At 69.0% G+C, this 22,863-nt stretch carries 21 protein-coding genes; 15 read left to right on the plus strand and 6 right to left on the minus strand.

Annotated features, from left to right (window positions below; all coding sequences use genetic code 11):
* Nucleotides 1-21: 21 nt before the first annotated feature.
* The 6 genes from LX88_RS35660 (at nt 22) to LX88_RS35685 (ending at nt 6,694) form a co-directional block, all read left to right on the plus strand.
* A complete protein-coding gene (locus LX88_RS35660) occupies nt 22-651 on the plus strand; it encodes an HD domain-containing protein (protein WP_258952176.1) in 630 nt (209 codons plus the stop codon).
* 260 nt (nt 652-911) lie between these two features.
* Nucleotides 912-1,769: an RNase adapter RapZ gene (rapZ, locus tag LX88_RS35665; RefSeq protein WP_170176399.1), complete on the plus strand. Its 858-nt coding sequence runs from the start codon at nt 912-914 to the stop codon at nt 1,767-1,769.
* A gap of 5 nt (nt 1,770-1,774) precedes the next feature.
* Nucleotides 1,775-2,743, plus strand: coding sequence for a gluconeogenesis factor YvcK family protein (locus LX88_RS35670; RefSeq protein ID WP_258952247.1), 969 nt, complete (start codon nt 1,775-1,777; stop codon nt 2,741-2,743).
* On the plus strand, nt 2,734-3,720 hold the full coding sequence (gene whiA, locus LX88_RS35675; RefSeq protein WP_258952177.1) for a DNA-binding protein WhiA: 987 nt from the start codon (nt 2,734-2,736) through the stop codon (nt 3,718-3,720). The genes LX88_RS35670 and whiA overlap by 10 nt, the downstream gene beginning before the upstream one ends.
* A gap of 166 nt (nt 3,721-3,886) precedes the next feature.
* A complete protein-coding gene (locus LX88_RS35680) occupies nt 3,887-5,251 on the plus strand; it encodes an FG-GAP-like repeat-containing protein (protein ID WP_258952178.1) in 1,365 nt (454 codons plus the stop codon).
* A gap of 42 nt (nt 5,252-5,293) precedes the next feature.
* Nucleotides 5,294-6,694 (plus strand): FG-GAP-like repeat-containing protein, encoded by a 1,401-nt coding sequence (locus LX88_RS35685; RefSeq protein ID WP_258952179.1) that lies wholly within the window; start codon nt 5,294-5,296, stop codon nt 6,692-6,694.
* A gap of 60 nt (nt 6,695-6,754) precedes the next feature.
* Here the strand turns inward: LX88_RS35685 and LX88_RS35690 are convergent, their stop codons facing one another.
* Nucleotides 6,755-9,103 (minus strand): ATP-binding protein, encoded by a 2,349-nt coding sequence (locus LX88_RS35690; RefSeq protein ID WP_258952180.1) that lies wholly within the window; start codon nt 9,101-9,103, stop codon nt 6,755-6,757.
* Between the two features lie 90 nt (nt 9,104-9,193).
* On the opposite strand from LX88_RS35690, the gene LX88_RS35695 reads away from it, so the two are divergent.
* The 6 genes from LX88_RS35695 (at nt 9,194) to LX88_RS35720 (ending at nt 13,273) form a co-directional block, all read left to right on the plus strand.
* Nucleotides 9,194-9,409 carry a hypothetical protein gene (locus LX88_RS35695; RefSeq protein ID WP_258952181.1) on the plus strand — a complete coding sequence of 72 codons (216 nt, stop codon included), beginning with the start codon at nt 9,194-9,196 and terminating at the stop codon, nt 9,407-9,409.
* 115 nt (nt 9,410-9,524) lie between these two features.
* Complete coding sequence (gene gap / locus LX88_RS35700) at nt 9,525-10,529, plus strand: type I glyceraldehyde-3-phosphate dehydrogenase (protein WP_090013980.1); 1,005 nt, start codon at nt 9,525-9,527, stop codon at nt 10,527-10,529.
* 17 nt (nt 10,530-10,546) lie between these two features.
* The gene (locus LX88_RS35705; RefSeq protein WP_258952182.1) at nt 10,547-11,740 is read left to right on the plus strand and encodes a phosphoglycerate kinase; all 1,194 of its coding nucleotides are present in this window, start codon (nt 10,547-10,549) and stop codon (nt 11,738-11,740) included.
* Nucleotides 11,740-12,528, plus strand: a complete 789-nt coding sequence (tpiA, locus tag LX88_RS35710; RefSeq protein WP_093601265.1) for a triose-phosphate isomerase — start codon at nt 11,740-11,742, stop codon at nt 12,526-12,528. Before LX88_RS35705 ends, tpiA begins: the two co-directional genes overlap by 1 nt.
* Before the next feature lie 94 nt (nt 12,529-12,622).
* Complete coding sequence (secG, locus tag LX88_RS35715) at nt 12,623-12,862, plus strand: preprotein translocase subunit SecG (RefSeq protein WP_089958273.1); 240 nt, start codon at nt 12,623-12,625, stop codon at nt 12,860-12,862.
* Between the two features lie 66 nt (nt 12,863-12,928).
* Nucleotides 12,929-13,273, plus strand: coding sequence for an RNA polymerase-binding protein RbpA (locus LX88_RS35720; protein WP_090067021.1), 345 nt, complete (start codon nt 12,929-12,931; stop codon nt 13,271-13,273).
* 67 nt (nt 13,274-13,340) lie between these two features.
* On the opposite strand, the gene LX88_RS35725 is transcribed toward LX88_RS35720, so the two are convergent.
* Nucleotides 13,341-14,207: a hypothetical protein gene (locus tag LX88_RS35725; protein ID WP_258952183.1), complete on the minus strand. Its 867-nt coding sequence runs from the start codon at nt 14,205-14,207 to the stop codon at nt 13,341-13,343.
* Nucleotides 14,208-14,399: 192 nt separating this feature from the next.
* Between LX88_RS35725 and LX88_RS35730 the strand changes: the two genes are divergently transcribed.
* Both LX88_RS35730 and LX88_RS35735 read left to right on the plus strand, forming a co-directional pair.
* The gene (locus tag LX88_RS35730) at nt 14,400-15,029 is read left to right on the plus strand and encodes a hypothetical protein (RefSeq protein ID WP_258952184.1); all 630 of its coding nucleotides are present in this window, start codon (nt 14,400-14,402) and stop codon (nt 15,027-15,029) included.
* The gene (locus tag LX88_RS35735; protein ID WP_258952185.1) at nt 15,026-16,636 is read left to right on the plus strand and encodes a serine/threonine-protein kinase; all 1,611 of its coding nucleotides are present in this window, start codon (nt 15,026-15,028) and stop codon (nt 16,634-16,636) included. The genes LX88_RS35730 and LX88_RS35735 overlap by 4 nt, the downstream gene beginning before the upstream one ends.
* A gap of 24 nt (nt 16,637-16,660) precedes the next feature.
* Here the strand turns inward: LX88_RS35735 and LX88_RS35740 are convergent, their stop codons facing one another.
* From LX88_RS35740 to LX88_RS35750, 3 genes are all read right to left on the minus strand, one after another.
* Entirely contained in the window at nt 16,661-17,917 is a 1,257-nt protein-coding gene (locus LX88_RS35740; RefSeq protein WP_258952186.1) for a sensor histidine kinase, read from the minus strand.
* 132 nt (nt 17,918-18,049) lie between these two features.
* Nucleotides 18,050-18,679 (minus strand): DUF4360 domain-containing protein, encoded by a 630-nt coding sequence (locus LX88_RS35745; protein ID WP_090067024.1) that lies wholly within the window; start codon nt 18,677-18,679, stop codon nt 18,050-18,052.
* A 77-nt stretch (nt 18,680-18,756) separates the two neighbouring features.
* Nucleotides 18,757-19,293: a DUF4360 domain-containing protein gene (locus LX88_RS35750; protein WP_258952187.1), complete on the minus strand. Its 537-nt coding sequence runs from the start codon at nt 19,291-19,293 to the stop codon at nt 18,757-18,759.
* Nucleotides 19,294-19,576: 283 nt separating this feature from the next.
* Between LX88_RS35750 and LX88_RS35755 the strand changes: the two genes are divergently transcribed.
* Nucleotides 19,577-19,966, plus strand: a complete 390-nt coding sequence (locus tag LX88_RS35755; RefSeq protein ID WP_258952188.1) for a response regulator — start codon at nt 19,577-19,579, stop codon at nt 19,964-19,966.
* On the opposite strand, the gene LX88_RS35760 is transcribed toward LX88_RS35755, so the two are convergent.
* The gene (locus tag LX88_RS35760) at nt 19,954-22,848 is read right to left on the minus strand and encodes a substrate-binding domain-containing protein (protein ID WP_258952189.1); all 2,895 of its coding nucleotides are present in this window, start codon (nt 22,846-22,848) and stop codon (nt 19,954-19,956) included. The two genes, LX88_RS35755 and LX88_RS35760, sit on opposite strands and share 13 nt — an antisense overlap.
* Between the last annotated feature and the right edge of the window lie 15 nt (nt 22,849-22,863).

A 22,863-nucleotide genomic window follows, 5' to 3' on the forward strand; every position in this document is an offset into this window, starting at 1 on the left:
TCGGAGCCGGCGGATGCCGCGGTGAGCGAGAGCCCGCCGCGAATTCGTCCTGCCGCGGCAAGCCAGAACCCGTCACCGGCGCGCCGTGCCATGACGGAGGCCGTGCCGCTGCGGCCGTTGCCCACGTCCGTCGAGGAGCTGCTGACGGAGCTGCGGGCTTCGCCGCGCCTGGTCGCGCACCTGCGGGCCGTGCACGACGTGGCCTGGCAGCTCGTCGAGTGGGTCGGGAGTCACCACCCGGCGGTCACCGTCGACCGGGAGGCGGTCCTGTACGGCGCGGCCACCCACGACATCGGGAAGGTGTTGCACCCCAACGAGTTGTCCGGTCCGGGCTCGGCGCACGAGCCGGCGGGCCACGAGCTGCTGCGGGAGCGCGGGGTCGAGGAGCGGCTGGCTCGGTTCGCGCGGACGCACGCGTCGTGGACCGAGCCCGGCACCAGCCTGGAGGAGCTGCTGGTCAGCCTGGCGGACAAGGTGTGGAAGGCCAAGCGCGTCCCGGACCTGGAGCAGCTGGTGACCGAACGGCTGGCGGCCAGCGGGGGCCAGGAGGCGTGGGAGGTGTTCATGGCGCTGGACGACGAACTCGACCGGATCGCATCGGGCTCCGACGCGAGGCTGGCGTTCCAGTCGAGCTACCCGGTCGCGGTATGAGCGCACCCGCCCCACCCGCCGCACCGGTCACTCTCGCACTGCGCACGGTCCGCGGCCGGGGTGAGGATCGTGACCACGACCACGACTCGCCCCTGTCAACCTCGGAACCTGCCGCACGAGGGGGCCGTTCCGGTGGAGACTCTCCAAGGGCGCGTCCGGTCGTGGCGTGGCCCAGCATCGAGCTTGCCCAAACGAGAGCGGCACAGTCGCGCTCATGAACAGGTAACGGAGTCGTAGTCGTGAACGCGGAGAAGTCCGGCATCGAAGTCGCCGTGGTGACCGGGCTGTCCGGTGCGGGCCGCAGCACCGCGGCCAAGTGCCTGGAGGACCTCGGCTGGTTCGTCGTGGACAACCTGCCCCCGGAACTCATCGCCACCATGGTCGAGCTCGGCGCCCAGGCGCGCGGGGCGATCACCAGGGTCGCGGTCGTCATGGACGTGCGCAGCCGCGCGTTCACCGAGGACCTGGCCTCCATCATCAAGGACCTCGACGCGCGTGGGTACAAGCCGCGCGTGCTGTTCCTCGAGGCCACCGACGCCGTGCTGATCCGGCGCTTCGAGGCGGTGCGGCGCGGTCACCCCATGCAGGGGGACGGGCGGCTGCAGGACGGCATCGAGGCCGAGCGGATCCTGTTGACGCCGCTCAAGCAGGAGGCCGACCTCGTCGTCGACACGTCCGCGCTGAGCATCCACCAGCTCCGGGCCAAGATCGAGGACACGTTCGGCACCGAGGCGGCCACCAGGACCAGGGTCACGGTGCTGAGCTTCGGGTACAAGTACGGGCTGCCGATGGACGCCGACCTCGTCATGGACGTGCGGTTCCTGCCGAACCCGTTCTGGATCCCGGAGCTGCGGGAGCAGACGGGGCTCGATGGTGAGGTGCGCAACTACGTGCTGTCCCAGGAGGGCGCGGACGAGTTCCTTGACCGGTACCACGAGCTGCTCAGGCTCATCGGTGCCGGCTACCGGCGTGAGGGCAAGCGCTACCTGACGCTCGCGATCGGCTGCACCGGCGGCAAGCACCGCAGCGTCGCACTGAGCGAAGAGCTGGCCGGGCGGCTGGCCAGCGAGGACGGCACGGCCGTGAAGGTCGTGCACAGGGATCTGGGACGTGAGTGACGAAGTTGAAAGCTGTTGCTTTGGGTGGCGGCCACGGGCTGCACGCGACGCTGAGTGCGTTGAGGCAGGTCACCGACGACGTGACGGCCGTGGTGACCGTCGCGGACGACGGTGGGTCTTCGGGGCGGCTCCGGCGCGAGCTCTCCGACCTGCTGCCGCCCGGTGATCTGCGCAAGGCCATGGCGGCGCTGGCGGGGGACGACGAGTCCAGCCGGCGGTGGACGTCGCTGTTCAAGCACCGCTTCGGCGGCACCGGGGCGCTCGCGGGTCATGCGGTCGGCAACCTGGTGATCGCCGGGCTGCTCGAGCAGCTCGGCGACCCCGTCGCGGTGCTCGACCTCACCGGCAGGCTGCTCGGCGTCAAGGGCCGGGTGCTGCCGATGTCGAACGATCCGCTCGACATCGAGGCGGACGTCGTGGGCCTGGACGAGGACGTGAAGGACGTGCGGCGGATCCGGGGGCAGGTCGCCATCGCGACCACGCCGGGGCTGGTGCGGCGCATCCGGTTGACTGCCCCGAACGGGCGACCTGCCGGCTGTCCGGAAGCGGTACAGGCTGTACTTGACGCCGATGTCGTGGTACTCGGGCCCGGATCGTGGTTCACCAGCGTCTTGCCGCATCTGCTGGTGCCCGAACTGCACGACGCGCTCGTGCACACACGGGCCAAGAAGGTGCTCGTGCTCAATCTCGTCCCCCAACCGGGTGAAACCGCTGGTTTCTCTCCGGAGCGGCATTTGGACGTAGTCTGCGAACACGCACCCGAGCTGAAGGTGGACGCGGTGATCGCCGACGTCGACTCGGTCCCCACCCCGGACCGGTTGACGCGAGCCGCCTCGGCACTGGGTGCGCGTACGCATCTGGCCAAGATCGCCGCACCGGACGCCGCAGAGCGGCATGATCCGGAGGCGCTTGCCGGTTGCCTGAGGCAAGTGGTCGTGGAGACCGGAGTGGGAGGGACTGGCCAGTGGCGATGACGTCGGCGGTCAAGGACGAGCTGAGCAGGCTCGCGGTATCCAAGACCTGTTGCCGCCGCGCGGAGGTGTCCTCCCTGCTCAGGTTCGCCGGCGGCCTGCACATCGTGTCCGGCCGGGTCGTCGTCGAGGCCGAGCTCGACCTGGGTTCCGCGGCCCGCAGGCTGCTCAAGGAGATCCAGGCGCTCTACGGCCACCACGCCGAGGTCTTCACGATCCAGTCGAACGGCCTGCGCAAGGGCACCCGGTACGTCGTCCGCGTGGTCAAGGACGGCGAGGGTCTCGCCCGGCAGACCGGCCTGCTCGACCCGCGCGGCCGCCCGGTGCGCGGCCTGCCCGCCCCGGTCGTGTCCGGCGGCGTGTGCGACGCCGAAGCCGCGTGGCGCGGGGCCTTCCTGGCACACGGCTCGCTGACCGAACCCGGTCGCAGCTCGTCGCTGGAGATCACCTGCCCCGGTCCCGAGGCGGCGCTCGCGCTGGTCGGCGCGGCCCGCAGGATGGGCATCTCGTCCAAGTCTCGCGAGGTCCGCGGGGCCGAACGCGTGGTGATAAGGGACGGCGACGCCATCGGGGCGATGCTGACCAGGCTCGGCGCGCACGACAGCGTGATGGCGTGGGAAGAGCGCCGCATGCGGCGTGAGGTCCGCGCGACCGCGAACAGGCTGGCGAACTTCGACGACGCGAACCTGCGCCGCTCGGCCCGCGCGGCCGTCGCGGCCGCCGCACGGGTCGCACGTGCGCTGGAGATCCTCGGCCCGGAAGCACCGGACCACCTGGCCGCCGCCGGGCAGCTGCGCCTCGCGCACCGCCAGGCGTCGCTGGAGGAGCTGGGCCAGCTGTCGGACCCGCAGATGACCAAGGACGCGGTGGCAGGCCGTATAAGGCGTCTGCTGGCCATGGCGGACAAGCGGGCCAAGGACCTCGGACTGCCGGACACCGAGTCCGCGGTCACGGCGGAGATGCTCGAAGCAGAGGCGTAGAACGACAGACGACTGAAGCAAATGGCTCGCAGCCGATCGGCTGCGAGCCATTTGCTTTACAGGTGATGTCCAGATCGTTTGCAGAGGACTTACAGGTCGTTTGCAGGCGGAAGGACGAGATTTTCCCCATCGAGCCCGACACACCGAAATCACCGGGGAAATTCTGATGAACCACGTGAGTGGAATTCTCGCCGCCATCACCGTCGCGGCGCTGTCCGCCGGACTTCTCGGCACCGGCGCCGCACACGCCGCCAGCGCGCTGCCTTGCGCGGCGGGCGGTCCCTCGGCGGCGGACGCCTCCGACGCTGCGGCCCTCAACCCGCAGCTGACCAACAAGATGCGCGGACACATGACCGCCTACAACACCTCCTGCGCCCGAGCAGTGGTGCAACGCGTGAAAGCGCGGGGCTTCAACGAAAGAGCCGCCGCCATCGCCATCGCCACGACGATCGTCGAGACCAGCAACGCCAACCTGGACGGCGGTGACCTCGACTCAGTCGGCCTGTTCCAGCAGCGTGCCAGCTGGGGCAGCTTCGAGGAACGAACGAACCCGGCGATCGCGACGGACAAGTTCGTCAACACAATGGTCGCCTTCTACCCCAACGGCTCCTGGAACAACGCGGCCATCGGCGCGGTCGCAGCGGACGTGCAGCGGCCCGCCGAGGCGTACCGCTACCGCTATGGAGTCGAGGCTGCGGACGCGGTCAAGATCGCGAATCATCTCTGGGGCGGTGGCAGCGGCACGACCCCATTCGGCAAGGCAGATGTGGTGCGGTTCAACACCGACGGCACCTTGACGGGCTGGCAGAACAACAACGCTCTCGCCGGCTCTTGGTACGCGCCGCAGGGCGTCGGGGCGACGGGAGAGACGAATCCCTCGCGATTGAAGTTCGGCGACCTCAACGGTGACGGCAGGGAAGACCTCGTCCGAGTCAACGCCGACGGTTCACTGACGGGCTGGCAGAACAACAACGCCTTGGCCGGTTCGTGGTTCGCTCCGAGCACCATCGGCAGCGTCGGCTCGGCCGACCCCGCCCAGTTGCGGCTTGCTGATCTCAACGGCGACCGCAAGGTCGACCTGATCAAGGTCGGTCCGGACGGCTCGATCGTGGCCTGGCAGAACAACGACGCTCTCAACGGCTCGTGGCACGCCCCGGCCGCCATCGGTGGCACCGGACCGGTCGACCCGGCCCTCATTCGATTCGCGGACCTCAACGCGGACGGCAAGGCCGACCTGATCAAGATCAACGAGGGCGGCTCGCTGACCGCGTGGCAGAACAACAACGCGATGGCGGGCTCCTGGCACGCCCCGGCCGGCATCGGTGGCGTCGGCGCGGACGCCATCGCGGGTGTCCGGTTCGCGGACCTCAACGCGGACGGCAAGGCAGACGTGATCAAGGTCGGCCCGCAGGGCTCTCTGGTGGCCTGGCAGAACAACAACGCCCTCGCCGGTTCGTGGTCCGCGCCGACCAGCATCGGTGCCGTCGGTGTCAATGAGATCAACCGCGTCGAGTTCGCCGAGCTCGGCTGAGCTGACCGACCCAGAAATCCCCACCAGATCAGGAGAATCGTCATGAAGCTCACCGGCACCATCACTCGCGCCACCACGACCCTGCTCAGCGCCGCCGTGCTCAGCCCCCTGCTGCTGGCGGGCCAGGCCCAGGCCGCTACCGGAACGGACATCGCCAACCTGGCCAACGCCAACGAGGGCAAGATGGCCTGCAGCACCAACAGCCTGGGAGGGCAGTACTTCCTCAGCAGCTGCACCGGCTTCAGTGGCCGTCCCGAGTACTGGTGCGCCGACTTCGCCAAATGGGTCTGGATGAACGTCGGCGGCATCAGCACCATCGGCCTCAACCCGGCCGCGCGCAGCTTCTACTCCTACGGCGTCAACAACGGCACCCTTAGCAACACCCCGAACATCGGTGACGCCGCGATCTTTAGCGACACCAACTCGGTGTACGACATCGACCACGTCGCCATCGTTGTCGCGGTGAACTCCAACGGCACGGTGCGGGTCCAGAACGGCAACTGGGACGGTGGCAGCGGGGATCAGCCGACCACCTCCGGCAGATCCCGGGTGGTACCGGTGACGCTCAACGGCACGACCGGCACCTACTCGGCGAGCGAGGGCTACTACCTCATGAAGTACGTTCGGCCGGCAGGCGTCAGCGATGCCCCGCCGCCCCCGGCGTGGGGCAAGGCAGACGTGGTCAAGCTCAACGCGAGCGGCTCGCTGACGAGTTGGCAGAACTTCGACGCCTTAGGGGGCAAGTGGTTCGCCCCGGAGGGCATCGGCGGCGTCGACACGGCGGATCCGGCGCGGGTGAAGTACGGCGACCTCGACGGTGACGGCAAGGACGACGTGGTCCGCATCAACGCAGACGGCTCGCTGACCGGCTGGAAGAACTCCAACGCCCTGACCGGCTCATGGCATGCTCCGAGCACCATCGGCAGCGTCGGTGCGGCAGACCCGGCGCACATCCAGCTGGCCGACCTCAACGGCGACAAGCGTGCCGACCTGATCAAGGTCAACCCGGACGGCTCGCTGACCGCGTGGCAGAACAACAACGCGCTGGCGGCCTCCTGGCACGCACCCGTCTGGATCGGCAACACCGGCCCGGTCGACCCGACGCAGCTGCGCTTCGCCGACCTCAACGGCGACCGCAAGACCGACCTGGTCAAGGTCCACCCGGACGGTGCGCTGACCGCGTGGCAGAACAACAACGCGCTGGCCGGCTCGTGGCACGCACCCGTCGGCATCGGCGGTGTCGGCGAGGGTCCGACCGCCGGAGTCAAGTTCGCGGACCTCAACGCGGACGGCAAGGCAGAGGTGATCAAGGTCGGCCCGGAGGGCTCGCTGGTGACCTGGCAGAACAACAACGCCCTCGCTGGTTCCTGGCACGCTCCCGCCGGCATCGGTAGCGTCGGCGTCACCGAGCCGGAGCGCGTGGAGTTCCCCGACCTCGGCTGAGCCCGGAACGAGACGACAACCCGCTGAGGGCCCGCGACCTGGGGATCAGGCCGCGGGCCCTCACGGCGTCTGGCGGCCCGCCCAGACGGCGAGCTGGGACCGCGACCGAAGCCCCAGCTTGGACCGGGCGTGCGTCACGTGCCGGGCAACGGTGTGCGGTGAGATGCCGAGCCGTTGCCCGATCTGCCGGTTCGTCAGGCCCTCCGCCACCAGCGTCGCCACGTGCAGCTCGCGGGCGGAGATCAGCCCGTCGTCCCCGGTGTGCGGTTGCGCGGTCAGGGCGTAGGAAATGGCCTGCGTGAACGACATCCGCTCGCCCGTCGACTCTGCGGCGCGCAGGCGCCCTGCCGCGATCCGCTCGCGGCAGACGGCCCGCGCCTCGTCCAGCAGGGCTTGCCAGTACGGCTCGGCGCGGAAGTCGTAGCGGGTGCGGACGGCGGCGGCGGACACGAGCAGCGAGAGGGCGCGTTCGTCGTCGGAACCCATGCCTATCAGGCCCAGCGCGAGCCCTTCCAGGTCGTAGTACTGGTCGACCGGGTGTTCGGCACCCACTTCGAGGCTCTCGCGGAACAGGTCGACCGCCTCGGCGTGGTTCCCGCGCGCCAACGCGATCGCGCCCGCGGTGTGCAGCACCGGGTTCAGCATGTGCGGCAGGCCGATCAGCCGGGTCAGCGTCAGCGCCTCGCCGACCAGCGGAGCCGCCCGGTCCGCGAAGCCGTTCTGCACCAGTGTCCAGCCGTAGGAGTTCAGCAGGATGGCGCGCGCGAGCTTGTCGTCCGACTCGTGCAGGAGTGCGGCGGCCTCGTCGAACAGCCGCCAGGCCCGTTCCGGGTCACCGGTGTGGGCCTCGGCGGACGCGAGCACCTCCAGCGCGCGGGCCGTCGTGCCGGGGCGGCGGGCCTCGGCGCGTTCGATCGCCAGCGACTCCTCGGCGAACCGGCGGGTCACGTGCCAGCCGCCGCGCACGCGGTGGTGCATCGCCGCCAGGACCGCGAGAACGCTGCGGTATACCTGCGGCATCGGCCGGGACAGCGCCTGGTGCAGCAGTTCGGTGGGGGCGCCGCGCGGGCCTCGCGGGGTCGAGGTCCAGGCCGTCGCGACGATCGTGAGCGCGTGCCGTGGCCAGTCGCGGGTCTCCGCTGTGCGCTTCACGGCGAGTTCGAGCAGGCCGGCGTTGCGGTCCAGGCGCAGCACGACGGACGGCGATGGGAAGAACGACGAGATCTCCGGCTCCACGACCGAACACACCCACTCGACGACACGGTCGGCCACGAGAGAGATGTCGGCGTACGCGACAGCGCGCTCGTGGCAGTAGAGGCGGACCGATTCGAGCTGGCGGAACGTCGTGTGGCCGCCGGCCCGTTCGACCACCAGCAGCGACTTCTGCTCGAGACCGGTCAGCAGCTCCAGGGCGTCGGGAACACCGCAGACCGCGCTCGCCACGCCGAGGTCGAACGGCACGCCCAGCACGGCGAGCCTGCGCGACGCCGCCTGCTCCTCCTCGGACAGCAGGTCGTAGCTCCAGCCGATCGCGGTCCGCAGGGTGCGGTGCCGGTCGTCGGCGGCGCGCGGCCCTCCGGTCAGCAACGCGAGGCGGTCGCCCAGCCGGGCAAGGATGTCGGCGGGGGAGAGCACGGTGGTGCGCCGTGCGGCCAGTTCGATCGCGAGCGGCATGCCGTCCAGCGAACGGCACACCGCGACGACGTCGGCGACGTTCGTGGCGTCCACCTCGAACGAGCGGTCCACCGACACCGCGCGATCGCGGAACAGGACCACGGCGTCGTGGCGCAGGGCCTCGGCGACGTCGGCCTCCGCGGGCGGCAGCTCCAGCTCACCGACCGCGAAGACCTGTTCTCCCGCAATGCGAAGGGGCTCCCGCGACGTCGTGAGCACGCGCAGCCGCGGGCAGCACGCGAGCAGTTCCGACACCACGTCGGCCACGTCGGCCAGCAGGTGCTCGCAGTTGTCCAGCACGAGCAACGGCCGCCGGTGCCGTTCGACCTCGGCGATCACCGCGTCGAGCACGGAGCGGTGCGGCAACGGGTGCGCGCCGACCGCGGTGTAGACGGCCTGGACGACGTCGGACACCGGTGCCAGCGCCGCCCACCACGTCTGGTCGGCGCGTCTGCCTGCGTGCTGAACGGCCAGCCTGGTCTTGCCGGCGCCCGCGGGGCCGACCAACGAGACGAGACGTCTCGTCTCGGTGCGGGCCAGTGAGGCCAGCTCCTCGCGGCGGCCCACGAACGTGTCCAATGGCGCCGGCAGAGCCGAGTCGGGCGGGGAGTCGTCGCGTGCCGAGCTGCGTTCGCGGTAGGCGCGTTGACGGCAGGCGTTGGAGCAGTAGCGTCGGCCCGCGACCGCTTCGGGCAGCGGGTCTCCACATGTCACGCAGGCGGCGGTGGCCGTCATGACCATTGACCGTACCGGCGCGTAACGGTCCGTAACACCCGCTGTTTCGGGGTATTGAACGGTCCTCCCGGACGTCGCCAGGATCGGTTCATGACAACGAAGGACAGACCGGTGGACCCCGCGGCGTCGCTCGTGCCGCCCCGGGACCGGCCCGTCGTGGACGAGTGGCTCGCCCGCATCGCGGCCGTGGTCGGCAGGGACGCGGAGGAGACCGGTCCGGAGGCCTGCCGCACCGCGGCGGAGGCCGCGGAGGAGCTGAGCGCGTACCTCTGGATGCTCCGCGCGCTCCGCCGCCGAACGGCCTAGTCAGGGGCCATTTTTCTGTCTCGATCAAGAGATACTCACTATCCCTGTGACCAGGGACGCAGTTCGGCAGATAGGGTGGACTTGTTCCTGCCAAGCTGAACGCAAGGAGTCAGTCGTGACGGTTCGTGTAGGTGTCAACGGTTTCGGTCGGATCGGGCGCAATTTCTTCCGCGCCGTGAGGGCCGGCGGCCACGACATCGAGATCGTCGCGTTCAACGACCTCGGTGACGTCGCCACCATGGCCCACCTGCTGAAGTACGACAGCATCCTCGGTCGTCTGGACGCCGACGTGCAGGTCACCGACGAGGGCATCTCCGTCGACGGCAAGGTCATCAAGGCCCTCGCCGAGCGCGACCCGGGCAAGCTGCCCTGGAAGGACCTCGGCGTCGACGTCGTGGTCGAGTCGACCGGTTTCTTCACCGACGCCACCAAGGCCCGCTCGCACGTGGACGAGGGCGGCGCCAAGCGGGTCATCATCTCCGCGCCGGCCAAGAACGAGGACCTCACCGTCGTCATCGGCGCGAACGAGGAGAAGCTCGACGGTTCGCAGACGATCATCTCGAACGCGTCCTGCACCACGAACTGCCTCGCGCCGCTGGCCAAGGTGCTGAACGACAGCTTCGGCATCGAGCAGGGCCTCATGACCACGATCCACGCGTACACGCAGGACCAGAACCTGCAGGACGCGCCGCACAGCGACCTCCGCCGTGCCCGCGCCGCCGCGCTGAACATCGTCCCGACCTCCACGGGCGCCGCGAAGGCCATCGGCCTGGTGCTGCCGGAGCTCAAGGGCAAGCTGGACGGCTACGCGCTGCGCGTGCCGATCCCCACGGGCTCGGCCACCGACCTGACCGTCACGCTCAAGCGCGAGGTCACCGTCGACGAGGTCAACGCCGCGTACAAGGCCGCCGCCGAGGGCCCGCTGGCCGGCATCCTCAAGTACTCGACGGACCCGATCGTGTCGGCCGACATCGTCACCGACCCGCACTCGTGCATCTACGACGCGCCGCTGACCAAGGTCATCGGCAACCAGGTCAAGGTCGTCGGCTGGTACGACAACGAGTGGGGCTACTCCAACCGCCTCGCGGACCTGGTCAAGCTCGTCGCCTCCAAGATCTGAGCAGGGGCGGACAGTCAGTGAAGACTCTCAGCGACCTGCTCGCCGAGGGTGTCGCAGGTCGGCGCGTCCTGGTGCGCGCCGACCTGAACGTCCCCCTCGACGGAGACAAGATCACCGACGACGGCCGCGTGCGCGCGTCGGTGCCGACGATCAAGGCACTCGCCGACGCGGGTGCCCGCGTGATCGTCACCGCTCACCTCGGCCGCCCCAAGGGCGAGCCGGACCCCCAGTTCTCCCTGGCCCCGGCCGCGGCTCGTCTCGGTGAGCTGCTCGGCACCGAGGTCGCGCTCGCGAGCGACCTGGTCGGCCCGTCCGCCACGTCCGTGGTCGGCGCGCTCACCGACGGTGGCGTCGTGATGCTGGAGAACGTCCGCTTCGACGCCCGTGAGACTTCGAAGGACGACGCGGAGCGTGCGGCACTCGCCGACGAGCTGGCGTCGTTCGCGGACGCGTTCGTGTCCGACGGCTTCGGTGTCGTGCACCGCAAGCAGGCCTCGGTCTACGACGTGGCGCAGAAGCTGCCCGCGTACGTCGGCGGTCTCGTCGAGGCCGAGCTCGAGGTGCTCAAGAAGCTCACCGACGACCTGGAGCGCCCGTACGTCGTGGTGCTCGGCGGCGCGAAGGTGTCCGACAAGCTCGGCGTCATCGCGAACCTGCTGGCCAAGGTCGACCGGCTGCTCGTCGGCGGCGGCATGGCGTACACGTTCCTCAAGGCCCAGGGCCACGAGGTCGGCACGTCGCTGCTGCAGTCCGACCAGCTCGACCAGGTGAAGGGCTTCCTCGCCGAGGCCGAGAAGCGCGGCGTCGAGCTCGTGCTGCCGGTCGACGTGCTGGTCACGGCCGAGTTCGGCAACGTCGAGCACGACGTCGTCGGCACCGACTCGATCCCCGCCGACAAGATGGGCCTCGACATCGGCCCGAAGTCGCGCGAGCTGTTCGCGTCGAAGCTCGCCGACGCCAGGACGGTGTTCTGGAACGGCCCGATGGGCGTCTTCGAGATCGAGACCTACGCCGGTGGCACCCGTGCCGTCGCCGAGGCGCTCGTGAAGTCCGACGCGTTCACCGTCGTCGGCGGCGGCGACTCGGCTGCCGCGGTGCGTGCGCTGGGTCTGCCCGAGGACGGCTTCTCGCACATCTCCACCGGCGGCGGCGCCTCCCTTGAATACCTCGAGGGCAAGGAACTCCCCGGCATCAGCGTTTTGGAGTCCTGATGGCAGCCCGTCTCCCGCTCATCGCGGGCAACTGGAAGATGAACCTCAACCACCTCGAGGCGATCGGCCTCGTGCAGAAGATCGCTTTCTCCCTCCCGGAGAAGTACTTCGCCAAGGTCGAGGTCGCCGTTCTTCCGCCGTTCGTCGACATCCGCAGCATCCAGACGCTGGTCGACGGCGACAAGCTGCTGATCAAGTACGGCGCGCAGGACATCTCGCAGCACGACTCGGGCGCCTACACCGGTGAGGTGTCCGGCCCGATGATCAAGAAGCTCGGCTGCCACTACGTGGTCGTCGGGCACTCCGAGCGGCGCGAGTACCACGGCGAGACGGACGCCATCGTCAACGCCAAGGTCAAGGCCGCGCTGAAGGTCGAGGTCACGCCGATCTTCTGCTTCGGCGAGAAGCTCGACGTCCGCGAGGCCAAGGGCCACCTGGAGCTGGTGCGCCAGCAGCTGGAGGACGGCCTCAAGGGCTTCACGGCCGAGCAGGTCGCCAAGATCGTGTTCGCCTACGAGCCCGTGTGGGCCATCGGTACCGGTCGCACCGCGTCGTCCGCAGACGCGCAGGAGGTGTGCTCGCTGGTCCGCTCGTTCGTCGCGGAGAAGTACGGCGAGGAGACCGCGGCGGTCGTCCGGGTGCTCTACGGCGGTTCGGTGAAGTCCTCGAACATCGGCGACCTCATCGGGCAGAAGGACATCGACGGCGCTCTTGTCGGCGGTGCCAGCCTTCAGGCCGACGAATTCACCAAGCTGTGCGCATTGGCTGCCGGCGGGCCTCTACCCTAAGTTGATCTGGCTAAACCCATAACCCCACTGGTTGCACACGTTCGGCAGTCGAACAGGTACTCTATGGCGTCGGCTGCCTGACAGCGAGGAAGAAATGATCCTGTTCCTGCAGATCCTGTTGATCGTCTCCAGCGTGCTCCTGGTGCTGCTCGTGCTCTTGCACCGCGGCCGTGGTGGCGGCCTTTCCTCGCTGTTCGGCGGCGGTATGCAGTCGAGTCTGTCCGGGTCCTCCGTGGTCGAGAAGAACCTCGACCGCCTGACGCTCTTCGTCGGTGCGGTCTGGGTCATCGCCATCGTGGGCATCGGGCTGCTGATCAAGCTCCCCGGAGCCTGATCAACCGTTCAGCGGCAGAAGCCCTCCGGGGCTTGGAGTAACCACTTGGTGGGGGTGTAACGGTCGATGTCCGGTGGTAACGCGATTCGCGGTACCCGCGTCGGCGCAGGCCCGATGGGCGAATCGGAGCGCGGCGAGTCCGCGCCCCGTCGTCGGGTGTCGTACTGGTGCGCGAACGGTCATGAGTCCCGGCCCTCGTTCGCGATGGAAGCGGATGTGCCGGAGAACTGGGACTGCCCGCGCTGCGGCCTGCCGGCAGGTCGTGACGAGCAGACGCCACCCGCGCCTCCGCGCAACGAGCCGTACAAGACGCACCTTGCGTACGTGAAGGAGCGGCGCTCCGACGCGGACGGCGAGGCGATCCTCGAAGAGGCTCTCGCCAAGCTGCGCCGCCAGCGCGAAGAGCCGTAAGGGCTCAGATCTTCGGTAATCACGCGAAAGGCCCCCTCTGCGGAGAGGGGGCCTTTCGCGTTTCTGCTTATCGCCTCAGGCCGGAGAACTGACGGCGCAGCATCGCGGCACCCACGAGCAAGAAGAACAACAGCACCACGAGCGTGCTGGTCGTGCCCTGGGACGAGCTCGACAGCGTCACGTCCACGTTGCCCACGAGCACGATGCCGCACTCCGCGCGCACCTTGTGGCGGCCGGGCTCGATGTTCGCGAACTTCACCGGGGACGTGAAGCCGCCGTTCTCGTCGGCCGTGGTCCGGCCGACGTCCTGGCCCAGCGACCTCAGCGTCACGTTCGCGCCCTTGGGGCAGCCGGTGCCGGTCGCGGTCAGGTCGTCACCGGGCTGGATGTTGTCCTTGTCGAGGACCAGGACGCCGTCGTCGGGGTTCGTGAGCGCGTCGGTCGTGGAGGAGGAGGGCGGGGTCGACGAGTCCGCGGTGGTCGTGGTCGTCGTCGTGGTCACCGGGGGAGTGGTGCTGGTCGTGACGACCGGGGGACGGGTCGTCACGGGCGGGTTGGTGACCGGCGGGTTCGTGACGGGCGGCTGCGTGGTGACGGGCGGCCGGGTCGTGATGACCGGAGGCGGCGGAGTCACGGTGAACTGGTTGCGCGCGAGGTGCTGGCACTCGTCGCTCGCGGTGAAGGTGTAGGTGCCCACCTTGCTTCCGGCCGGGATGGTCGCGGTGACCGAACCGTTAGCCGACCACGGCGCGGTGGCCAGTACGCTTCCGGCCCAGCCGATGCGGACAGTGCCCTTGCATCTGTAGAAGCCTGACCAGCTGAAGGTCGCGGTGGAGCCCGCGGGACCGCTGGTCGGGTTCGCGGTCACCGACGTCTGCTGCTGTGCGGCCGCAGGTGTGGCGACCAGCACCGTAACACCGGCTGCTACAGCCACGAGTAGACCTAAAGACCGCATTCCAACTCCCCGGATCGAACCTAAGGTGCGCTAGTGAGACGTCGCATGGCCGGTGCAGGTTTACTGCTGTGGTGCGGAATTATGCTGCTTCCCTCCGCGGCCTTCGCACAGGACGGGTCTGTGATCCTCGAGGCCGATGTGGACGGTAGGCCGGTTGGAGTAGGGAACCTGGTGCTGGACCCGTCGCGGACCGCCAAGGTCTCGGTCACGGTCCGCAACAACACGAACACCCTGCAGCGCGTGAAGACCGTGCGGATCAGTGGCACCGCGCTGGCGTTGACCTTCTTCGCTTACGACACAACGGTTCCGTTCGACGTGCCGGCGAGGTCCTCGGAGACCCGTTCGTTCCCGCTGGAGCCGACCGACCTCGGCTCGCAGGCGATCGGTCTCCTTCCGGTCACGGTCGAGGTCATCGACGTCCAGCGCGAGAGCATCGCGTCCGTCGAGACGACCGGTGACGTCCGGGGCTCGCTCTGGTCGGTCTACGGGGCGTTCGGGCTGGGCGTGCTCGTGCTGACGGCGTTGTCGTGGGCGGGGGCGTTGATCGCACTGGCGCGCAGGAGGCTGCCCGCGAACCGGTGGCAGCGGGCCATGCGGTTCCTGCCCGCGGGCATCGGCACCGGGCTGATCGCGGTGATCTCGCTGTCGGTGCTGCGGCTGGTGGCGCCGTCGCCCACGGCCGAGATCCCGTTCATCATCGGCGCCGCGGCGGCCGCGTTCGTTCTTGGCTACGTGACACCGCATCCGGGCGAGAAGCCACCGTCCTCAATGGATGCGGATACCGTGAGGATCCAACGGTGACTCTGTCCAGTGTGGTCTCCGCCCTGCCGCAGTACGCCGTCGGCGACCAGATCGGCGAGGGCGGCATGGGTGTCGTCTACGGCGGCGTGCACCGTCAGCTGGGGCGTCCCGTGGCGATCAAACGGCTGCCGCACGCCGTGGCCGAGGACCCGCGGATGAGCGAGCGCTTCGAGCACGAGGCGCGGTTGCTGGCGCGCCTCGACCACCCGCACATCGTCCCGGTCTACGACTACGTCCGGCAGCAGGGCGAGCACCTGCTCGTGATGGAACGCCTCGACGGCGGCACCGTCTGGTCGCGGTTCGCCGGCGACGGCCTGACCGCGCAGCAGTCGTGCGGGATCGTGCTGGCGGCGCTGTCCGGGCTGCACGCGGCGCACGAGGCCGGCGTGCTGCACCTCGACGTGAAGCCCAAGAACCTGCTCTTCACCTCGAACGGCGTGGTGAAGGTGGCGGACTTCGGCATCTCCCAGGTGGTGTCGGAGGGCGCGACGCTCGTGACGCACGGCGGCGCGGTGCTCGGCACGCCCGCCTACATCGCGCCGGAGCAGGCGATGGGCAACGCACTGTCGCCCGCGGCCGACGTCTACGCGACCGGCACGATGCTCTACGAACTGCTCTGCGGCGACCTGCCGTTCGAACGCGGCGGCGGCCCGATCGCGATGATCCAGAAGCGGGTGTTCCAGGACCCGCGGCCGTTGCCGAACGTGCCGGAACCCCTGGCCGGCGTGGTCATGCGCAGCATCGCGCGGGAGCCCGACGCGCGCTACCGCAACGCCGAGACGTTCGCGATCGACCTGGCGGGCGCGGCGGGCCACCTGTTCGGTCCGGACTGGCTCGTGCGCCTGGGCATCCCCGTGCACCTCGCACCGCAGGTGTCGTCGTCGTCCACACGTCCGTCGCTGCGGCCCGTGCCGGAGCGCGAGACGGTCACGCTCACGGGCCAGCGGATCCGGGCCACGCTGGTCGACCCGGTCCCCGCCGCGCGCCTGAGCGGCAGCAGCACGCTGGTGCCGGCCTCGCAGGTGATCAAGCCGCCGTCGACGCCGTGGGCGTTGTGGCTGGTGGCGGCGCTCGCGTTGATCGCGATGGCCGTTGTCCCGTTCGTGGCGACCGGCAACCCGCCCTCGACGATCGTCGAGATGGACCTCGCGGACCCCGTGAAGGTCGAAGGCACGCATCTCGTCGTGACGGCGGCCGGAGTTCCGCTCGCGGACGTGCCGCAGCGCACGCCCGAGGGGTTCGTGCTGCCGGGCGCGGCGAGGTGGATCATCGGTGGCGTCGTGACGGCCCAGGTCGACGAGCAGCCGCCGTTCCTGCTGAAGTCCAGCCGGACGCCGTGGCTGAGCCTCATGGGCACCGGCTCGGCGTTGCTGCTGCTGTTCACGTTCGCGTACCTGGAGTCGAACCTGCGGGTGTTGCGGCGGCGGCAGACCGGCATGGCGGCGGTGATCGCGTCGGTGCCGCTCGGCCTCGGCCTCGGGCTGGCCGTGTGGCTGCTGGTGTCGGTGCTGCTCGAGCACGAGCCGACGATGTCCGTCGCGCTCACCTGCGGTGTTCTCGGCGCGGCGGCGGCGCTGAGCGCGTCACTGGCCTCCAGGCGCGCCTGACCGCTGCCGAACGCGACAACCCGTTCAGTCGGTGATGACGCGTTCCCTCGGGAACGTAGCCGACACCAGGAAGCCGCCGTCCTCGGTCGGCCCCGCCGAGAACTCGCCGCCGAGCAACGCGGCGCGCTCGCGCAGGCCGACCAGGCCGTGGCCTCCGCTGGGCAGCGTCGACGACGGGCTGGACGCGGCGGTGTTGCGCACCTCGACCAGCACGTTGTCGTCGTACTGGGCGTCGATGAACACCGTCGCGCTCGCGCCCACGGCGTGCTTGCGGATGTTCGTCAGGGCCTCCTGCACCGTCCGGTAGACGGCGCCGGACACCGGTGCGGAGAGGTCCTCGACGGGACCCTTGAGCTGGATGCTGACCTCGAAGCCCGCGTCGGCGGCCAGTTCCGGCAGTTCGTCGAGGCTCGGCTGGGTGTCGTCCGTGGTGCGCAGGACGGACACGAGCTGACGCAGTTCATCGAGCGTGCGCGTCGACAACATGCGGATGGTGCCGGCGACCTGCTTGTGCTCGGCGTCGACCACGGACATGCGAAGTGCGCCGGCCTGCATCGCGATGAGGCTGACCTGGTGCGACACGACGTCGTGCATCTCGCGGGCGAGCTTTGCCCGTTCGTCGGCACGGATGGCGTGCGCGTGGAGCACACGCTCTCTCTCGCGTGACTCGGCCAGTTCGGAGATGCGGTCGGAGAGTTCCTGCCGCGCGTGCACCAGCAGGCCGATCGCGATCGGCAGGCCCGCCACCAGGAAGCCGTAGATCGCCGAGTGGAAGTGACCCGACGCGGGACGTTCGATCAGCTCCTCGAACGGCCAGGCGACGAACCGGCAGAGCCACACCAGCGCGGCCGCGAGGCCCGTCTGCCAGCCGCCGATGTAGCGGCGGGCGACCGTGTAGAGGGCGATCATCGCGGCGAGCTGCGACCAGCCGACGAAGAAGCCGGGGATGGTCAGGACCAGCGTCAGGAACGGGAACCGGCGGCGCAGGACCAGCGCGCCGACCGCGAGCCAGTTGAGCCACAGCTGGTAGTTCTCGATCGGCGGGAGGTCCGTGATCGGGTCGGCTTCGAGCCACAACCCGTACAGCCAGACGTCGAGCGCCGCGAAGAAGATCAGCGCGAGGTCGGCGAGGACCTGACGGTAGTCACCGCTGAGCGGCCAGCGCGAGCCGGCCGCAGTCGTCGCCGGCCGTCTGGCCGGGAGCAGCGTCGTGGTCAGTATCCGACCTCCCCTGTGAGCCTTGCGATCCTCACCGTACTGCGCGTATGCGGCGGATGGCATTGGCTGCCCCTTTACCCCGACCTGCCCCGTCATGGGGGTAAGACGTCGTCACACGCGAATCTGTACGGCTGTCGGCTCACATATGTGCTACCGCACACGCTCGTGCGAGCGCGTGCGGTAGTCACAGCACTACTACGGGCATGTCTTCCAGCTGAACTGGTAGGTCGTGTCGATCGCACCGTCCGTGGAGTCCATCGACACGAAGCTGGTCGTCGTGGCCGTGTTGGACGAGCCGGGGTAGACGCGGAGCTCGGTGTTGATGTTGAAGTTCCGCTTCTCGCCGCACGGCGAATAGACGATCGCCGCGACCTCGGTCTGGTCGGTGGCCTGCCAGCCGTCGCTGTGCGGGCCGTTGTACCGGTGTGAGGCCGAGTCGTTCTGCGACATGCCCTGGAAGTAGTAGTTGGCCTTCTGGACGGCGTACGCCCCGCGTTCGAGATGGGCGAACCCTCTGTAGTCGGCCTGGGCGATGCCGTAGGTGAAGCCCTGCGGGACGTTGACCCGCAGGTTGAGCTGGCAGTTCTTGCGGAAGTCGGTCGGCCGTGCACCGACGCCGATCTGGGCCAGGTAGTCGCTGTAGGTGACCGTGAACGCCTTGTTGTCCGGGGACACCGCGACGGCCGCCGTGCCCGCCGGGCAACCCGAGCCGTTGACGGTCACGACGTCGATGGTGATGTGGTCGGGCGGCGGCGTCTCGTTGGGCGCGCCGGGAGGGATGATGATGGCCGAGGTCAGCAGGGCAGCGGCAACCGCGTTGAGCATGAGGCACCTTTCCAAACGCGTCTCGCTGGGAGGGGTGGCGGCGGTTGGACTCGGGTGGCGGCGGCCTTTTCAGGAAATCAGCAGCGCTTCCACGAGAAGTGGTGCAGTGTCCGCACTTCTCCGCGCTGGTAGTCCATGGTCATGAAACTGTTTGTATTGGCGTCCGAGGTACCCTTGTCGACACGCAGGGCGCTGTTGATGTTGAGATTCTTCTTCTCGCCGCACGGGGCCCAGACGATCTCGGAGAACTCGGTCCGGTGGGTGATCGACCAGTTGTCGTCGAACGGCCCGTTGAACGTGTGCTTCCACGTCGTGGTGGCCGATTGACCCTGGAAGTAGTAATTCACCGACTGGTGCCCGACGGCGCCGGGCCGGACGTACCCGTAGCCGCCGTAGGTCGCTTCGGCGATGCCGTACGAGAAGCCCTGCGGGACGTTGACCTGCAGGGTCAGCTGACAGTTCTTGCGGAACTCGGTCGCACCGGCGCCCTTGCCCGCCTGGGCGAGATAGTCGCTGTAGATCACCCAGAACGAGGTGTTGTCCGGTGAGACGATCACTTCGGCGGTGCCCTGTTTGCACCCGGAACCGTTCACCGTCACCACGTCGATCGTCACGCGCTCCGAAGGAATCGTCGCGGCGTGTGCGGGTGCTGACGACAATGTGAACAGCACAGCCAGAGCGGCTGCTGCCGTCGCTTTACGCATGGAGTTGGCCTTTCCTGGTGCCTCTTTCTCAGCGTGGCGCGGCAGCGGTGCGCGAAGGTTAGCGCAGAGCCTCAACCAATGGTGTGATCCAAATGGCCCAGCTCACACTGATGGAGCAGTTCGTGAAAGATTGTCAAAAATAGACGGTGACCTGGTGCTGAGGACACGAATAGTTTCCGGCATACTTGCCCGCATGTCGCTGGCTGGGCTGGTGCTCGTCGTCGAGGACGAGGACCCCGTGCGTAGGTACACCGTGAGCCTGCTCGAGGAGTTGGGCTTCACCGTTCTGCAGGCCATCGACGGCACCGAGGCGATCGCGATCCTGCGCAGGCGGTCCACCGAGATCGACGCGATGCTGCTCGACCACAGCATGCCGGGCCTGTCCGGCGAGGAGGTGCTCGCGGAGCTGAAGCGCGAGGGCCTGACCGTGCCGGTGGTGCTGACCAGCGGCTACGACCGCACGTCGCTGGAGCGGCGGTTCGCGGGACACGAGATCGCCGACTACCTGCAGAAGCCGTTCCGGCTGGAGACGCTGGACGAGACGATCCGCGCCGTGCTCGCCAAGCGCGCTCAGGCGTCCTGAGTCAGCACCTCGCGGACGCGTTCGAGCAGCACGGACTCCACGTACGGCTTGGTGATCAGCACCTCGTCGTCGAGGACCTCGTCGGTCGTGTAGCCGGACATGTAGATCACGGCGGGCGCGGCACCGGTCGAGCGCAGCAGCCGGACGAGTTCCGGGCCGCCCATCTTCGGCATCACGACGTCGGTGAGCACGAGGTCGATGGTGCTGCGGTGCGCGGTGGCGAGCTGCAGCGCCTCCTGGCCGTCGCCCGCCTCGATCACCGCGTAGCCCGCGATCTCCAGCGAGCGCCGGGTCATGACCCGCACCTGCGCGTCGTCCTCCACGAGCAGCACGGTGCCGGCGCCCCGGTGAGTGGTGGGGCGCCGCGCGCACGGCGCTTCAGGTCTGCCGTCGCGATCGTGCGGCACGGGCAGATAGACCTCCACGGTCGTGCCCTCGCCCAGTGCGCTTCTCAGTTCGATCTGGCCGCCGGACTGTTGCACGATGCCGAACACCGTGGACAGGCCGAGACCCGTGCCCTTGCCGACCGGCTTGGTGGTGAAGTACGGCTCGAACACCTGCGCCTGCACGTCCGGGGCCATGCCGGCGCCGGTGTCCTGGACGCGCATGACGACGTACTCGCCAGGCCGCACGCCGACGATCCGCCCGGTGTCGCCGCCGCCGAGCTTCCTGTCCGCGATCGAGACCCTCAGCGTGCCGCCGTCGGGCATGGCGTCGCGGGAGTTGACCGCGAGGTTGAACAGGATCTGCTCGACCTGGCCCGCGTCCGCCCACACCTGGGCGACGCCGTCGGGCAGGTGCATCTCCAGTTCGATGTGGTCGCCGACGAGCGTGCGCAGCATCGAGTGGACCTGGGTGAGGTTGTGCTTGAGGTCCAGGGACTCCGGGTGCAGGACCTGCTGGCGGGTGAACGCGAGCAGCTGCCTCGTCAGGTTCGCGGCCCGTTCGCCGGCGTGCCTGATGTCCTCGATCGCCGCGCGCCTCGGATCGTCCTGAAGGGTGCGGCGCAGCAGCATCTCGCTGTTGCCGTTCACGACCGTGAGGATGTTGTTGAAGTCGTGCGCGATGCCACCGGTCAACCGGCCGATGGCCTCCATCTTCTGTGCATGCCGCAACTGCGCCTCGGTCTCGCCGACACGTTCTTCGAGCCGTGCGCGCGCGTCCTTCAGCTCCTGCATCAGCCTGATGCTGCGCAACGCGCTGCTGAGCTGCTGCTGCACGGCCTCGTAGATCCAGCCGGGCTCCGGACCCTCCTCGAAGATCACGTACCCGAGGTGGTCCTCGTCGGTGTGCAGCGGGGCGATCAGGGCGTTGAACGGGGCGTCGCGCCGGAACTGGTACGGCGTCAGGTTGATGGTGGGGAACGGTGTGTCCGGCGGGGTCATGAGTTCACCGTGCTCGTACCGGACGAGCGCGCGCGCCGTGCCTGGAGTGTCGTACGCCATGACGTGACAGCCGGGGATGGCCAGGCGGGGGAGTTCGTCGGCCAGTGCGCTCGTCAGCTCGTCCACGTCCCGTGACGCGATGAGCCGTTGCCCTGCTTCACGCACCGTCTGGTCGTGACGCTCGTGCGACAGGTATTTGAACCGTGCGTCCGCGGCGAACGCATCGCCCAGGAGCAACTGCACGCGCAGCCACAGGTCGTTGATGATCGTCGCGTCGCTGATGCGGGCCGTCACGAACCTATGCAGGTCGAACAGCGGTGGCCACCACTGCGCCGGTTCGCACCCGGCGCGTGCGCTCCCGCGGATGTACTCGGCCAGCAGCTTCAGGAACTCCGCGCCCTCGACCTCGCCGCGGCCCGCCGCCATGAGCTCGACGACCAGCTGCTCGGCCCACCCCTCCGGCAGCTTCGCGGCGGGTTGCCCGAGTGAGTCGCGCAGGTGGTCGGCCACGGTGGACGCGGTCGCGGACTCGTTGATGCTCAGCCGGTCGTGCGCGGGCGCGTGGTCGCCGAGCCCGGACGGCAGGCAGCCGCACGACCGGCGCACGATCAGTTCGGTCGGCATGGTCTGCCGCCGGCGCGTGGGCTCGCCCCTCACCAGCGCCACCGCGAGCTCGGCCGCCCGGAACCCCATCTCGTGGAACGGTGCTCTGACGGTGGTGAACGCGGGTGTCGCCGCGTCGGCGTGCACCTCGCGCCGCACCCTCGCCGCCGGACTTCCCGTGCCGAAGCCGAGGTCGTGCGTGCGGACGTTCGTGTGATTGCCGTACCCGACGACGGCGACGTCCTCCGGCGTGCGGAAACCCAGCTCCTCCAGCGCGGACACGACCCCGATCGCGTAGTCGTCGTTCGCGGCGGCGATGGCGTCCGGCGGTTCCTCGATCCGCGCGAGCATCTTGCGCACGGCCTCGGCGGCGCGGTTGGGTTCCCAGATGAACGAACCGGGCATCGTGACGAGCGAGGGGTCGAACGGGATTCCGTGGTTGCGCAACGAATCCGCGTAACCCAGGAACCGCTCGCGGGCGCCCGCATGCGTTTGGGGCCCCCGGACGAACGCGATCCGGCGCTTGCCGTGCACCTCGACGAGGTGGTCGACGGCCTGCTTCATGCCGTCACGGTTGTCCATCGAGATCGTTGGCCACTGGGCAAGGCCTGTCTCCACGCTCACGATGGGCATGGGCGCGTACCGCTTCACGTACTCCTGCATGCCATCGGAGCCGATGAGCTGCCCCACGCGCGTAGTCCACACCACGAGTGCATCGATGCGGTTCGGCGAAATGAGGTCGTAGACCGTGTTCGCACGACGCTTGAGCGGATCGGGATGATCGAGTTCACTGCCCACGAAGCACACGAGGTCGCACCCGAGGCGCTGAGCCCCGTCGCTGACACCACGCCACTGCTCGCCCGCGAGCTCGATGAGCGGGCCAGCGGTGATCATCCCGATGGTGGGACG

Source organism: Lentzea californiensis (genome assembly GCF_024648825.1).
GTDB classification, from domain to species: domain Bacteria; phylum Actinomycetota; class Actinomycetes; order Mycobacteriales; family Pseudonocardiaceae; genus Lentzea; species Lentzea californiensis.